Genomic DNA, 15426 nt, shown 5'->3' with positions numbered 1-15426 from the left:
TATAATTTTCCCGGATCTACTTCTATGTATTCAGGAACTTTCATTAAGTTATAACTGAGAATGCCCCAAGAAAGAGATTTTCGCTATGCAATTTCAGAAATATTGTTTTACAGGAGATCTAATTGATTGACTAGGCCATGGCATTTTAGTGAATGATCAAATCCCTTCAGATTAAGTAATCATATGTTTAAGAATTTATTTGTCTTCTGCTTATTGTGTTTAAGCAGTTATTGTATTAGCTCATGCAAAAGCACAGATGAAGATAAGTACATCATAAAATCAAAATTTGCCAAAGATGCCTTAGAATACGAAATTAAGATGGATTCTATCCAGATACCTATAAGACAGAAGGATGCCAATACTTATTTTACCTATACGCAATATAGCGAGGGTAACATAGATTATCTTTTAGGTTATAATCCTACGACATCGAATATTGATATTTTTAATTTAACAACCCGAACTTTGCATAAGCAATTAAGCTTAATTGGCAAAAGTCTGTCATTTAAAAATTTAGACAAAAAGGATCTGGACAAAAGCAGAAGTTTAGCAGATATTAGTATCATAAACTTTGATTCAATTGTCCTGAATTATGGAAATGAGCGGTTGATTATAATAGATACAAATCTTCGAAAAAAGAAAGAAATCGCGTTAGATAGTATCTCAGTCAAAAATAATATATCAGGGAAGTTAATTTCTTATAGTCATGAGTTTAAAATGTTTTTTTATAATGATCAGCTTATATTGAATCAAGTATACTACAATTTTGACTGGACCAAGAAAGTGCCAACATTTGCTTCTTTAAATTTAGTTAATGGCAACTTGCATTTTTTGCCTATTTCATATTCTGATTATTTGTATAAGATCAAAGGTAGCGCAGGTTTCCTAACGTCGATTGTTACAAGCGAACATCAAAAACAAGGGTTCCTAACATATAGTTACTTGGGTGAATCAAACATTTATCAATATGATCCTAAACATTCAACAATTACCTGCTATGGCGCAACTCCTTCGAAAGGCAAAAAATTAGCTGATTCTATATCTTACACTAAGGGAGAAGATCCCAAAAAATGGGTGACTCATCATATCGAGAATACCCAATTCTTTAATGTGATGTATGATAAGTTTAGGCATATTTATTATCGATTTAGTTTGCGAAATATAAATCAAAAAGATGGTAAATATTTTAATTCTATTTTGGATAAACCTTTGGTTTTGATGATTTTTAATGAAAAATTTGAGGTGATAAAAGAAATGGATTTACCTAAGTATAGATATTCCCCAAATACGTGGTTTATTACTAAAGAGGGTTTATTTATTTCTCCGAACCATAGAAAAAATAAATTCATGGATCCGCTACATTTGAGATTCGACATTATCAAAATTGACAAAGTAAATTCCAATGAAAAAATATAATATTGTTTTTATCTTCTTATTAATTGTCATAGCATGTAATAAGCGTAAATTAACCGAAGATGAAGAACATCTTAACATGTATTTTAATGAAAAGCATCACACTGATTTATCAAAACTGGATAATTATTTTATTGTTGTGATATCAGGCAACTGTGGCTCATGCACTGAAAAAACCATCAAATTTCTAAAGCAATTAGGCGATAAAAAAAACAATAAATTTAGCGATTATAAAAAGATCGTTATCATTCCCAGTAATAATGCTGAAGTTTTGGATTCAATGAAAAATACGAATATCCAATTTATTGTTGATGAAGGTTTTGAGTTGGAAAAATACGGCGTAAATTTTCAGAGAAATGCCTTCTTTGAATTTAAGAAGTCTGAACTTTTCTATAAGGATTGGCTATATCTCGATAATGTTGATACAATATCAAAAAAATATGGTTTTATTTTAAAATAATAATAATGCTTTAATTAACAATGCATTTAAACTTTATGGATGCTTTATTGAGCATATTATTGCTTCATTTGATTGTTATATGCAGGTTAATTCAACAATGAACTTCTGACTATTAACATACTTTAGGCCTGTTTTCAGTATTTATTATAATTTGTAAAAAGTGTTTTTTATTCTAAGCATAATCGATTTAGGTGGGTGATAATTCTTTTAGCCTTATATTCGTTCACATTTTTTGGTAAAAACCTACCTTATTAAGCTGTTTGAATTCTGGCTGATCTCAAAATCGACTATTTCGTTTGCCACTGCATTAATGTTAACTGATTTTTCTATCTGCTGTAATCATTGGTAACATTTCCAAGACCTTTCCTTTTTAAACCTACCGATACATAAGCAGCTGGTTTTCCATCGGAAGTTGTAACAGTACCATTAATGGTGGAAAATTGTTGGGCAAAAGAGAGCAGGCTGGTAAAAGTGAATAGGAAAGTGAAACTAAAAAGTTTGATTTTAAGCATTACAGTATTTATGGATTGATTCTAAACAGATGTTAAATAACGTTAGAAATCGGTATAATCCAAATTATTTTGAATTATTCTAAATTAGAAAAAAGGATAGGTATTTATCGTGTTTCTCGTCTGGATAAGGCTGATGCACTAAAACATTAGTTTATCGTTTTAGCAGCCACAATAAGGAGGTTCTTTCTGGTATTCACCTGTCAAAATATGATTGCTAATTAATTAGTCTTATGTATTCCGAAAAAGGCTTTAAATAAGACTTATTTTAATGAAAAGTGCTCTTGAGGTGCTGAAAAGGCACATTTTAAATGGTGGAAATATTGTTTTGAAGAATTAAATGTTAAATAGTGTTAAAATTTTAAGTTAAAATATGGTTTTAGTTAGCTAAAAAGCAGTTAATCCACAGGTAAAAATGTTGATACTTTAGATTATAGTCAAACACAACTAACTAACTAACCATCAATGGAAAAAAATTCTACAAAACATTGCTATGTGAAATTTTTAATGGCAACATTATTTTATCTACTCATTCCCTGGCTGGCCTTCGCGCAGAAAACCGTTAGGGGAACAGTTGTAGATCAAACCAACAAACCGATACCCGGCGTTTCGATTATTGAAAAGGGTACCAAAAATGGTACGGCCACCAATGCTGAGGGAAAATTCTCCCTAACTGTTCAAAAAGAGGGTGCGATTATCAGTGCTAGGATTGTAGGCTATCGCTCGGTAGAGAAGACGGTTACCGCAAGTGGTACAGTAAACTTTTCTTTAGAGGAGGATAATAATACACTGAACGAGGTGGTTACTATCGGTTACCAGAAAATTACCAGGAAGAAAACGACTGCAGCTATTTCCAGTATTTCTGGTAAAGAACTGGCCAACTTACCTGCTGCAAGTTTTGATCAGTTGTTGCAAGGTCGTTTATCAGGTGTAAACGTTCAAAACTTTACTGGCCAGCCAGGTGTGGCACCAACTGTATCTGTTAGGGGTAACTCTACAGGTAGCACAGGTTATGATCAGTTTAATGTAATTAGATCGCCACTTTATGTGGTAGATGGAGTTCCTCAATCATCTGATGATCTTGTGCCACCGGGAACAGGTACAGGAACCAATTACATGGCCGGCCTTAATCCGAGTGATATCGAAACTATTGATGTGTTAAAAGATGCATCAGCAGCTGCTATTTACGGTTCAAGGGCTGCCAATGGCGTAATTTTAATTACAACAAAGAAAGGTGTTGGCGGTGATACTCGAGTAAGTTTTAACTCTTATTATGGTATGGTGCAACGCCCTAACTTAAGGCAGGCCACCATGGGTACTACGGAGCGTAGACAAAAAATGGAGGTGCTTCAAAGACAACTGAGTTACGACCAGCGTGTACAATTGCCTTACATCCTTACAGACAGTTTAAATCCAGCCTTTAACGGCCATACTGACTGGCAGGATTTATTTTATCAGACGGGTAAAATCAATGATAATAACCTGAGTATAAGCGGTGGTACTGATAATGGAACAACTTATCGCTTCAGTGGCGGCTATTATGATGAAGATGGTATTGTAAAGGGAACGGGCTTTAAACGGTATACAACACGTTTGAACCTTACTTCAAGAGCAATGAATAAAAAATTAATGATCAACCCCATATTTTATTATTCAAGTTCTAGCAGGGGTAGAGGTAATGAAGATCCAAATGACCCGTCTAAGCCTACTAAAATTGGTTCCGGTAATTTACCTTCTTCGTTATTCAATATATCTCCCGAAAAACTGGATTATTTTGTGAGTAAGGACGGTGAAAATTTAAACAGAAATGTATCTAACCAATTTGGAGCGAACCTCAACCTGGCCTATGAATTTAATAAACACTTTACCTTAAATTCCCAATCTTCTTATACCAATGACAATACCCGTAGGGATGTAAGTATGAGCAATTTGTTAAACAATGGTTTTGGTAACAGTTCTTCCAGTTTTTCTTCAAGTGCTATAGGTTTAAGAACATCGAACTATTTAGCTTATAATGGTTCAGTTAAAAAACACTCTTTCAGTGCAGTAGCGGGTCAGGATATCGAGTATAGTTTGTTTCAGTCTACGCAGGCATCGGGTTCTGGAGGAGCATCAGATAACATTCAAACGGTTACTGGTTTTAAACAGCAGAATATTTTTGCCTATTCTAATTACATCGCCCATGGGCTAATAGCTTATTACGGTCGTTTTAATTATGATTATGATGGCAAGTATCTTTTATCAGGAACGATCAGAACGGATGGCTCATCTGGTTTTGGAGAAAACAATAAATATGGGGTATTTCCTTCCATTTCAGCAGGGTGGCTTCTTTCAGAAGAAAACTTTATGAAAAACTTATCCAATAATCCTTTTACACTCATTAAAATAAGAGGAAGTTATGGTGTGACAGGAAATGAAGATAAAAGAAATGCTTATGTACAATACAATACCTACCAGGTTAACAATGGCTATTTTAGTGGGAATGGAGGAGCAACCTCATATAATGGTGTAACTGCAATTACACCTAACTTTAGAAATGGTGTGGCTCAAAAGGATTTAAGCTGGGAGAAATCTACACAATGGAATATTGGTACCGATATGGAAATTGATAACGGTAGATATGCCATTTCATTTGATGTGTATAATAAAGAAGTAAAACAAAAACTTTTCAATGTTGATTTACCGGTTACATCAGGCTATGACAATGCCTTTACCAATGCATTTGCGGTTCGTAATGCAGGTTTGGAGTTGACTTTAACTGCAAATCCAATCCGTAAGGAGTTTAAGTGGAATAGCTCTTTTAATATTTCTTATAATAAAAATCAGATCATGAGTTTGCCGAATGGTGGACGTGATATTATTTTGAGTGGAGATCGTTTTGATAAAAACCACGTGCTTTCTGTAGGTAGTCCACTAAATGCTTTTTATTTATACCGTACAAAAGGCGTATTTTCTACTTCAGCAGATATTCCTCAGAATCCTTATACCGGAGAAAGGTATAGAAATAGTAACGGAACGTATAGTGCAGGTGATTTCTATCTGGCAGATTTGGATGGAGATTATTTTATTGATGTTTTTAATGATGGTATCAACCCGGATAAAGCACCAATCGGCGATCCCAATCCACGTTTTACCGGTGGTTGGACGAACAACTTTTCTTACAAAAACTTTAGCTTAAGTATTTTTGTAAACTTTACACTTAAACGTGACGTACTCAACCTATTTGATTCAGATCGTTTTACGAACGCAACTGATGCTAATGCAGTATATAATTTTGCCAGTGTTTCTTCACCGGATCTCAGTCGCCTGAACATCTGGAGAAACCCTGGAGATCAAGCCGAATATGCAAAACTCGATTTGGGATCCTATCGATATTACTATACAGCTGCACAATCTTTTTTCCTTGAAAAAGGTGGTTATGCAAGGATAAGAAGTATTAATATCGGTTATGATTTCAGCCCTAAAATCGTAAGAAAATTAGGCTTAAGTCAGCTGAAATTATACGCTATTGCTGATAACGTATATATGTTCCAGCAATCAAAAAAATTACCAGACGCAGAAGCTGTTAGCGGATATGGGGAGTATAATGGAACAGGATATCCTATTCCAAGAAAATATACTTTAGGTGTACAAGTTCAATTTTAATGTCGTTAAATAAATGAAAAATATAATCACAAAAATCGGTGTACTTATCGCAGTGGCTACAGCGGTTACCGTAAGTTCCTGTAAAAAATTATTGTATGAGGAACCTAAAGATGCACCTTATGAGCAAACCTTCTGGCAATCATCCAGGGATGTAAGAAGTGCAATCGCCGGTAATTATGCCTTGATGCGTAGCGCGATTACCAATAAAAACAATCGTTATTTTATGTATGGTGACGCTGTTGCCAAGAACTATTTTACGATACAATATGCAGGAGATGGTTTAGAAGGGATTCAGGGTGGAGATTTTACCTTTCAATACAATCTGAATACGCTGGCAAATTATACTTTATATTATAAAAGCATTGCCATGTCTAATCTGATTTTGAAGAAAGTTAATGCTATGAGCGATACACAATTGTCTGCTGAGGACGATCCTACACAGTTCCGGAATTCAGTAATTGGTCAGGCCTATTTTCTTCGTGCATTAAGTTACTTTATGATGGTAAGGGTATGGGGCGATGTACCATTGGTTACAGAAGCTTATGATGATCCGATCAATGCGCCTCAATTGCCAAGAAGTTCAAAATCGGAGGTGATGAAACTGATTGAAAATGATTGCCGCAAAGCCATTAATTTATTAAGCTGGAATTACACCAATACTGGGGATGCAAAGGTTACGGCAAATAAAGGTTCGGCATATGCCCTTTTAGCCCATTTGTATCTTTGGAGAGCAACGATGTCAGACATTTCAGTTGATGCGCCTAATTTGACTGATGTAAACAGTGCTGATACCACCATAAATACATTGATTAGCAAAGGAGGTTATGCCTTAGTTGATACTGCCAATTATAAAAACACCTTTATTGGTCGGTCTTCTGAAGGAATTTTTGAAATCAACATTAGCGAGAATACATTGGAAGGTTCTAATAGTTCTATCGGTTCTTATTTTTTAAATGAGAATTATATTAAAGGTTATGGAAACAATCCACGTTTTTATACCACGCCTTTGTACCTTAATAATCATTTCGAAACCACCACTGATATCCGTTATAAAAAGGGCTTTGACCTTGCTAACCCGGATAAACCAATGAGTATAAAATACAGTAATGTAACGTACAGAAACCCTGGGCAAAAATTAGACCCTTATCTAAGCAATAACATTATCATTTTCAGATTGAGTGATATGAAACTGCTTAAAGCAGAGATTGCACTTTACAAAAAAGATGCAGCAACAGCTATCGGTATTATCAATGATTTCAGGAAAAGAAATGACCCCAATCCGGTATTAATTCCAGCTGGAAGCTCCGTAGATCAGGTAATGGATGAATACGCCTATGAGCGCGGAAAAGAAATGTACCTGGAAGGACATTTGTTTTATGATTTGCTCAGAACCAGAAGATACGGTCTTATCGTAGATTGGCTTACAGAAAGCAGATTCAGACGAGAAGGTTTTTATTGGCCTGTAGACCCTGCATTGTTTAGAAACAATCCGTTATTGAAACAAACACCATATTGGTTAGGAAAAGTGTAAGTTGTTTTTATTATAGATTAAAAAATATGAAAAATAATATATTAGTATATCTTTCATTAATATTACTGGCACTAACGGCCTGTAAAAAAAATGATTATAAAAGGGATGGCGGCCCAAGTGATCCCAATGTAAATTTAAGTACTTACGATTACTTAAAATCTAACCGCAACTTCGATTCCTTGGTGAAAGTGATAGACAGAGCAGGTTTAAAAGATGCTGTAAATGGCAATGTAACCTTTTTTGCAACTACAAATTATGGCATAGCAGAGTATGTAAAGGCCAAGAAATATCAGAAATCTCTCCAGCTTGGGAAGGAAAATTTCGATTTTGGGATCAAAGATATTCCGTCGCAGGAGCTGAATGATTCATTAAAGACTTATTTGTTTGCGGGTAAAATCAACAGAGACCAGATGACCGTTAGCGGTAAGCTTTATAACAGTTTATTGGGGGCTATTCCAAATGTTCAATACCTGATCAAATTAAGACGTTCTTATGAATATACACAGTACCTTAATTATGTGGATTATGTAACGTATACCAAAGTAATCGGAACCCGCGATGATCAGGAGACGGATCAAAGTACTATTCCCGATTCACAAAAAGATAAGGCTGTGGATTGTCAAACATCAGGAATCGTCACAACCAATGGTATAGTTCATGTATTAAGTGGATACCACAGGTTATTTTTTAATGCACAGTCTTTGGGCAATTAATTTAATCACAATTATGAAAATGAAATACATTTTAGGTTTATTACTCTTGTTAAGTGTAGTGGCCTGTAAAAAAATACAGAATGGTTTTCTAAGTGATTCCATTCGATATAAAGACAATAATATTTATGCAAAAAGAGGCTTAACTCTTTTTCAATCAGATCGAATCAATGCAGATGGCTCTACACCGCCTTTTACCTATAAATTGCTCAATTTGAGAAAAGAAGATGGTTCTCCTGCGCCTGCAGAGTTTTCGAAGGAATATGAAATTACTGTTTTTAAGACCGGTGCCAATTTTGATCCTGAAACAGATGTAACCCTCGAGCTTTTGAATAAGAAAAGGGAAGTGGTTAAAAAGAAACCAATGGAGTTTAATGAATTGAGCGGACAGCTTACCTTTAACAAAGCATCTGGTTTCTTACCCTTGGGAAGATATGTATATGATGTAGAAATGACTAATGGTACTGGTACCAAGTTATTTCCTAAATTAGCAACAATTAATGTGGTAGATCCCACTATAGATGACCTGTTTGAGATTACTGATAATGTAGCAAACGGCTTTAATGATGTTACCGGTGCGGTAACGCCAATGAAAAACCCAATCATTACCTGTACAAAAATTTCATCTACAGGTGCAAGAGCTATACTGAAAATGGTGGATAAAAATGGAAATGTTTTTAATCCTAAAGCAAAGGAAATTATAGCAAGGGGAGATAGGCCAATTTTTGAAAACTATGCGAAATTCAACCCGGTTATTCAGACTGATACCGCTATGATCTGCGATTTTGAGGTAGCACCATTTCCTTTAACAAAATATGTTACACCGACTACCGATTGGGGTTTCTTAATGTATTACAGAATACCGAGTACCTATATAAAATCAATAGATGGCTTTCCATCATCACCAGGTTTCTCAGTAAACCCAAGGTGGTCTTGGAGACTCAAATTGGAAGGTACTTACGTCATCCAGGTAAAATTTACTGATGTAACTAGAAAATAAAGAAAAATAGGAGCTGTGGAATAAATTTAGAAGTGTCATCCCAAGCCTGTTGAAGGATCTATCATATACCTTCTTAATCATGATACAGTTATAATTTTTAATACAACCAAAAAGGCAATTTTCATATCGAAAATTGCCTTTTTTTATGAACTGGTAAACGCAGTTCCTTCTTATTTGATCATCACAACCTGCAAACTCAGTGGTCGTTCCGTATCATTGGCAGGTGTTACCAAACCGCCACAAATAATATCATAATGATAACCTGCAACAAAGCTGGTACTCGCCGAAGTAGCTTTAACGGAGCCTGATAAAGTTTCTTTCGCATCCATTGTATACGTTCCGGCATCTACTGCAACGAAGCCGCTTGCAGTTTTGTAGGCTTTATTGGTAACCAATGAGGTGGTTGCACTGGTTTTTGCCAGGTCCATAGCAGGGGCATCAGGCGATAAGTTGATAAAACGGATATAAGCTTTATCAGCTGATGGGACAGAGAGGTCATCACCAATGGTATAAACATCTAACGCACCAGGTTTATTAATTAAATAGGAGGAGTAATAGGTACTTGCGTTCAAAGTAATGTTTTTTGTTAACAAGCTTTCTGCACTGCTGGCTGTTGTAAATTTTAAGCTGTAAGTTCCGGCGGCGTATGAAAGATAATTAACGGCGCCACCAAATGGTAAAGCTGCCGAATTAACCATATTACCATTAAAGTAAGCATTGTAAGTTGCCAAAGAAGGTGATGCATTGATTACCCTTAAATACGATATGCTCGGATCGACAGTTTCGGCTTTTTTACATGAAGTTAGTGCTGTAAAGGCCATTAGCATAAATAATGTGATCGGTTTGAAATGAAATGGTTTAAAATTGTTCATACAGTTAAATTTGATTTAATATTTAAGGGGTACCCATAAAACGATAGTTGAGCCGTATTCGCTACAGGCGTGTAAATATTGGATTTAAACTGTATTGGAAGATGTTAAATGATGTTAAGCAGATGTTAAAGTTTAGTGGTTTTTTTAACAAAGTTGAAATTGACCATCGACCAATAATCTGAAATGTAAAATGCCCGGATATTTTTAAGTTTAATAGGCACTTGTCTAAGTCAGAATAATCCAATAAAATGAAAAGCTTAACATAAAAAAAATACAATATTATTGCGTAACTCGATTTTTATTTAAACCTTTGCACCTCAATAGAGTTAAAGCCGTTTTAATACGCAAGAAATGATTAAACCAATTTTACATAAACTTTCAGTTTCCTCAACACAGATGGTGTCTGGGAAAGGTTTGTTTATTAATCATTTTCAACCCGTATTTTATTTTCCCACAAGCCGGCAAAATTTCACTCCACGTATTTAGTACCCACCCTAAACGTAACGAGGAATTGATCCTCTCTAAAAACCCAATTAACAAGAATACTTATAATTTTTCGTTAGAAAACGAATGGATATTAACGAATTTATAGTGCAGGTTGCACTTCCTGAACATCGTGTATTTGCAGAAGAAATTGTAACCGAGATGGCCGAATCTGCGAAAGCACGTGGTACGGGTATCGCAAAACGTTCGCCAGAATACATCTCTAATAAGATGCAAGAAGGCAAATCGGTTATTGCTTTTCACAAAGATGGTTCATGGGCAGGGTTTTGCTATATCGAAACCTGGAGTCACGGGCAATTTGTGGCCAACAGTGGTTTGGTCGTAAGTCCTAAATACCGTAAAGCCGGATTGGCAAAAGCCATTAAAAATGAAATTTTCGGCTTATCGAGAAGGCTGTACCCCAAAGCAAAAATATTTGGTTTAACAACGGGTTTGGCTGTAATGAAGATCAATTCAGACCTGGGCTACGAACCTGTAACCTATAGCGAACTTACCCAGGATGAAGAATTTTGGAAAGGCTGCCAGAGTTGTGTCAATTTCGAAATTTTAAAAATGAAGGAACGTAAGAACTGCATGTGTACCGCCATGCTTTACGATCCGGCAGAGAAAAAACACGAGGTAGCTAAGCAATTTGCCGAAGAACTGCAGAAAAAACCCAAATTATATGAGCGCTTTATGCGTATTAAACAGCGTTTGGTTGTTAAACCAAAGCCAAAAACCGGCTTAAAGGCGCTTTTATTTTTATTTACCCTTTTATTTAAATAGCATGAAAAAAGTTGTTTTAGCATTTAGCGGAGGATTAGATACCTCATTTTGTTGTATTTACCTGGCAAAAGACCGTGGGTTGGAAGTGCACTCGGTGATTGTAAATACGGGTGGTTTCTCTGATGAGGAATTACAGGAAATTGAGAAAAGGGCCTACGCTTTAGGGGTAAAATCGCACGCCGTGGTAGATGAAACAGACGGGTACTATAATGATTGTATTAAATACCTGATTTTCGGCAATGTATTAAAAAATGCAACTTACCCGCTTTCTGTTAGCGCAGAACGTGTAAGTCAGGCTACTGCGATTGCTAATTATGTAAAGAAAATCGGTGCTGATTATGTAGCACATGGCAGTACAGGTGCAGGTAACGATCAGGTTCGTTTCGATATGATTTTTAATATCCTGATTCCAGGTGTTGAAATCATTACACCCATCCGTGATTTAAAATTATCACGCGAAGCGGAAATTGAATATTTAGCAGGGCATGGTGTTGAATATAGTGCCGAAAAAGCAAGATATTCCATCAATAAAGGTTTATGGGGCACTTCGGTAGGCGGTAAAGAAACGTTAACCTCACACGAAACCTTACCAGAAAGTGCCTGGCCAACCCAGGTTTCAGAAACCGGATCACGTAAAATTGAACTTACTTTCGAAAAGGGTGAATTGGTAGCGCTTGATGGCGAAAAATTATCCCCGGTGAAAGCCATCCAGAAATTACAGGCCATTGCGCAACCTTTTGGCATTGGTCGCGATATCCATGTGGGCGATACCATTATTGGTATTAAAGGCCGCGTTGGTTTCGAGGCTGCGGGTCCGGTATTGATTATCAAAGCCCACCATACTTTAGAAAAACACACTTTAACCAAATGGCAGCTCAGCTGGAAAGAACAATTGTCTTCTTTCTATGGAAACTGGTTGCATGAAGGTCAGTTCCATGATCCGATTATGCGGAATATTGAAGCATTCTTAGCCGATACGCAGAAATGTGTGAGCGGTAAGGTATTTGTGGAGTTATTGCCATATCGCTTCCAGATTATCGGTATTGAATCTAACCACGATTTAATGAGCAATAAATTTGGTAGCTACGGAGAAATGAACAATGCCTGGAGCGGTGAAGATGTAAAAGGTTTTTCTAAAATCTTTGGTAACCAGGTAATGATCTGGCATAAAGTGAATAACGAGGCATAGCCTCAAAGGTTTAAGGTATAAGGTTGAGGGCGTAAGGTTAAACGCGCCAAACTTAGCCTTAAGCCCCAAACTTAAATTTTTTTAAATATGAAAATTAAAGCAGGGATAATTGGTGGCGCGGGGTATACCGGAGGCGAAATGCTGCGTATTTTGGTTAACCACCCGAATGTTGAAATTGCTTTCGTAAACAGTACCAGTAATGCCGGAAACCTGATTTCTGATGTACATACAGATTTGATAGGCGATACCGATTTACGTTTCGTAAGTGATATTCCGCAGGATATTGATGTGCTTTTTCTTTGCGTTGGTCATGGTGATGCAAAGAAGTTTTTAGCCGCAAATCCAATTAAGGAAAACATCAAAGTAATAGATTTATCGCAAGACTTCAGGTTGCAGGAGAAATCTACTTTCGAAAACCGTGAATTTGTTTACGGGCTTCCTGAATTAAACCACGATAAAATTAAATCAGCTAAAAATATTGCTAATCCAGGTTGTTTTGCAACCTGTATCCAGTTGGGTTTATTGCCATTAGCTGCTAAAGGGTTGATCCAAAATGAGGTTCACATCAATGCCACAACCGGATCTACCGGTGCAGGCCAGAGCTTAGCTACAACTTCTCATTTTAGCTGGAGAAACAATAACCTTTCTATTTATAAGGCTTTTGAGCACCAGCATTTAAATGAGATTAGTGAAAGCTTACTGCAGCTGCAACCCTCACTTGCTAATGCTTTAAATTTCATTCCGCAACGTGGCGCATTTACCAGAGGTATTTTGGCCGCTATGTATCTGGAAAGCGATCTTACTTTAGAAGAAGCCCAAACCCTTTACGAAGATTATTACAGTGCGCATCCTTTTACACACGTAAGCCGGAAAAATATCGATTTAAAACAGGTGGTAAATACCAATAAGGCACTGGTACACATCGAAAAACACGGTGGTAAATTATTTGTCATCAGTATTATCGATAACCTGTTAAAAGGCGCCAGCGGACAAGCCGTTCAGAATATGAACTTGATGTTTGGACTGGAGGAAGGTGCCGGCTTGAAGCTTAAAGCTGCTAATTTCTAGGCGGAAGGCTGGAGGGTGGAAGCTGGAAGGCCTGGGTGCAGACATACAAAATATTTATGAGTTATGAGAGATTATCAAAAATTAGATGTTTGGAAAAAGGCTCACTTATTTACTTTGCAGGTTTATAAGGAAATCCTGCCTATCATGCCTGTTGAAGAAAAATTTGCTTTAACCCAACAAATTCGGCGGGCCGCCTATTCAATACCTCTAAATATTGTAGAAGGAAGTGGTAAAAACACAGATAAGGATTTTGTCCATTATCTTGATAATGCACTTGGATCTACCAAAGAAATAGAATATGCTTTTATTCTCCTTCGCGACTTAGCTTACGTCAGTTTGGAAGTTTACGAAGCCGTAAATAAAAGTGTTAATGAAATTAAGGCGATGTTAATCGCATTTATTAAATTTTTGAGAAACGGTGCAAAAGGTTAGAGAACATCAATCTTCTGCCTTCCCGCCCTCAACCTTCAAACCTTATTAAAATATGCAACTATTCGACGTTTATCCAATTAACGATATAGAAATTACCAAAGCAGCCGGCAGTAATGTTTGGGATGCTAACGGACAACAATATTTAGATTTATATGGCGGACACGCTGTAATTTCAATCGGACATACCAACCCGCACTATGTAAGTCGCTTAACTGATCAGTTAAACAAAGTTGGCTTTTATTCGAATTCTGTTAAAATTCCTTTGCAGGTACAATTGGCAGAGAAACTTGGCAAAGTATCGGGCAAAACAGATTTCCAGTTGTTTTTATGTAACTCAGGAGCAGAAGCAAACGAAAATGCACTTAAACTCGCTTCTTTTTACAACGGCAGAAAAAAGGTAATTGCTTTTACCGGTGCTTTTCACGGCCGTACTTCTTTGGCGGTGGCTGTAACCGACAACCCTAAAATTGTAGCGCCTGTTAATCAGACCGAAAATATTATCTTTTTGCCACATAATAATGAGGTGGCTTTAGAAGAAACTTTTAAAGCACAGGGCAACGACATTTGTGCAGTAATTATTGAAGGCATACAAGGTGTTGGCGGAATTAAAGAAGCATCAAAAAGTTTTCTGCAAAAAATCCGTTCGCTTTGCGATGAACACAATGCTGTTTATATTGCCGATTCGGTACAATGTGGTTATGGCAGAACAGGTTTATTTTACTCGCATGATTGGGCAGGTGTAGAAGCCGATGTATATACGATGGCTAAAGGTATGGGAAACGGATTTCCGGTAGCCGGGATTGCTATTGCACCTAAATTTAAAGCTTGGCATGGCGAGTTGGGGACAACTTTTGGCGGTAACCATTTAGCTTGCGCTGCAGCATTAGCTGTTTTAGAAGTGATGGAAAAAGATAACCTGATCAAAAATGCCGGAGAAGTTGGAAATTATTTAATTACTGAATTAAAGAAATTTGAGCAGGTAAAAGAAGTTCGTGGCCGTGGTTTAATGATTGGCATCGAGTTACCTGAGGAACTGGCACATGTTAAAAAAGAGTTACTGTTTAAGCACTTCATCTTTACAGGTGAGGCAAAACCCAATGTAATTCGTTTATTGCCAGCACTAAACTTAACCAAAGCACATGCTGACGAATTTTTAGAGGCGTTTGGGAAGTTGGTGAAATAGGTAAATGGCAGGAAGGTGGGAAGGCTGAAAGATCTGGATGCAATGGCAGAGAGTAGGTAAATAAAAAATATTAAATCAAGCGGTATTATAATCGCAATTATAAATTTTGAGCGTTGAGAGATTGAGCGGTAGCAGGCCCTCAACC

The 15426-nt window shown here is 36.6% G+C and carries 13 protein-coding genes; 11 read left to right on the top strand and 2 right to left on the bottom strand.

Features of this window, described 5'->3' with window-relative positions; translation table 11 throughout:
• Positions 1-183: 183 nt before the first annotated feature.
• Together ABEG20_RS16190 and ABEG20_RS16185 are read left to right on the top strand one after the other, a co-directional pair.
• Positions 184-1416, top strand: coding sequence for a DUF4221 family protein (locus ABEG20_RS16190; protein ID WP_406824318.1), 1233 nt, complete (start codon positions 184-186; stop codon positions 1414-1416).
• Complete coding sequence (locus ABEG20_RS16185; RefSeq protein ID WP_406824317.1) at positions 1403-1873, top strand: hypothetical protein; 471 nt, start codon at positions 1403-1405, stop codon at positions 1871-1873. Before ABEG20_RS16190 ends, ABEG20_RS16185 begins: the two co-directional genes overlap by 14 nt.
• Positions 1874-2199: 326 nt before the next feature.
• Here the strand turns inward: ABEG20_RS16185 and ABEG20_RS16180 are convergent, their stop codons facing one another.
• Entirely contained in the window at positions 2200-2385 is a 186-nt protein-coding gene (locus tag ABEG20_RS16180) for a hypothetical protein (RefSeq protein WP_406824316.1), read from the bottom strand.
• Positions 2386-2847: 462 nt separating this feature from the next.
• Between ABEG20_RS16180 and ABEG20_RS16175 the strand changes: the two genes are divergently transcribed.
• Genes ABEG20_RS16175 through ABEG20_RS16160 form a run of 4 tightly spaced genes read left to right on the top strand, consistent with a single transcriptional unit; the run spans position 2848 to position 9268 of the window.
• Positions 2848-6027, top strand: coding sequence for a SusC/RagA family TonB-linked outer membrane protein (locus ABEG20_RS16175; protein ID WP_406824315.1), 3180 nt, complete (start codon positions 2848-2850; stop codon positions 6025-6027).
• 13 nt (positions 6028-6040) lie between these two features.
• Positions 6041-7558 (top strand): RagB/SusD family nutrient uptake outer membrane protein, encoded by a 1518-nt coding sequence (locus ABEG20_RS16170; protein ID WP_406824314.1) that lies wholly within the window; start codon positions 6041-6043, stop codon positions 7556-7558.
• Between the two features lie 26 nt (positions 7559-7584).
• Positions 7585-8271, top strand: coding sequence for a hypothetical protein (locus tag ABEG20_RS16165; protein WP_406824313.1), 687 nt, complete (start codon positions 7585-7587; stop codon positions 8269-8271).
• A 19-nt stretch (positions 8272-8290) separates the two neighbouring features.
• On the top strand, positions 8291-9268 hold the full coding sequence (locus tag ABEG20_RS16160; protein WP_406824312.1) for a DUF5007 domain-containing protein: 978 nt from the start codon (positions 8291-8293) through the stop codon (positions 9266-9268).
• A 170-nt stretch (positions 9269-9438) separates the two neighbouring features.
• On the opposite strand, the gene ABEG20_RS16155 is transcribed toward ABEG20_RS16160, so the two are convergent.
• Positions 9439-10140, bottom strand: coding sequence for a DUF4397 domain-containing protein (locus ABEG20_RS16155; RefSeq protein ID WP_406824311.1), 702 nt, complete (start codon positions 10138-10140; stop codon positions 9439-9441).
• Positions 10141-10710: 570 nt separating this feature from the next.
• On the opposite strand from ABEG20_RS16155, the gene ABEG20_RS16150 reads away from it, so the two are divergent.
• The 5 genes from ABEG20_RS16150 to ABEG20_RS16130 all read left to right on the top strand — a co-directional run bounded on the left by ABEG20_RS16150 (position 10711) and on the right by ABEG20_RS16130 (position 15281).
• Complete coding sequence (locus ABEG20_RS16150; RefSeq protein ID WP_039480975.1) at positions 10711-11409, top strand: N-acetyltransferase; 699 nt, start codon at positions 10711-10713, stop codon at positions 11407-11409.
• Between the two features lies 1 nt (position 11410).
• The gene (argG, locus tag ABEG20_RS16145) at positions 11411-12598 is read left to right on the top strand and encodes an argininosuccinate synthase (RefSeq protein WP_406824310.1); all 1188 of its coding nucleotides are present in this window, start codon (positions 11411-11413) and stop codon (positions 12596-12598) included.
• Positions 12599-12685: 87 nt separating this feature from the next.
• Positions 12686-13666, top strand: a complete 981-nt coding sequence (gene argC / locus ABEG20_RS16140) for an N-acetyl-gamma-glutamyl-phosphate reductase (protein ID WP_406824309.1) — start codon at positions 12686-12688, stop codon at positions 13664-13666.
• A 63-nt stretch (positions 13667-13729) separates the two neighbouring features.
• Complete coding sequence (locus ABEG20_RS16135; RefSeq protein WP_406824308.1) at positions 13730-14098, top strand: four helix bundle protein; 369 nt, start codon at positions 13730-13732, stop codon at positions 14096-14098.
• A gap of 52 nt (positions 14099-14150) precedes the next feature.
• Positions 14151-15281: an aspartate aminotransferase family protein gene (locus tag ABEG20_RS16130; protein ID WP_406824307.1), complete on the top strand. Its 1131-nt coding sequence runs from the start codon at positions 14151-14153 to the stop codon at positions 15279-15281.
• Positions 15282-15426: the final 145 nt, after the last annotated feature.

Origin of the sequence: Pedobacter sp. KACC 23697 (genome assembly GCF_045348445.1) — a bacterium.
In the GTDB taxonomy this organism is placed as follows: Bacteria; Bacteroidota; Bacteroidia; order Sphingobacteriales; family Sphingobacteriaceae; genus Pedobacter.
This window is presented reverse-complemented; position numbering and strand designations above follow the sequence as displayed.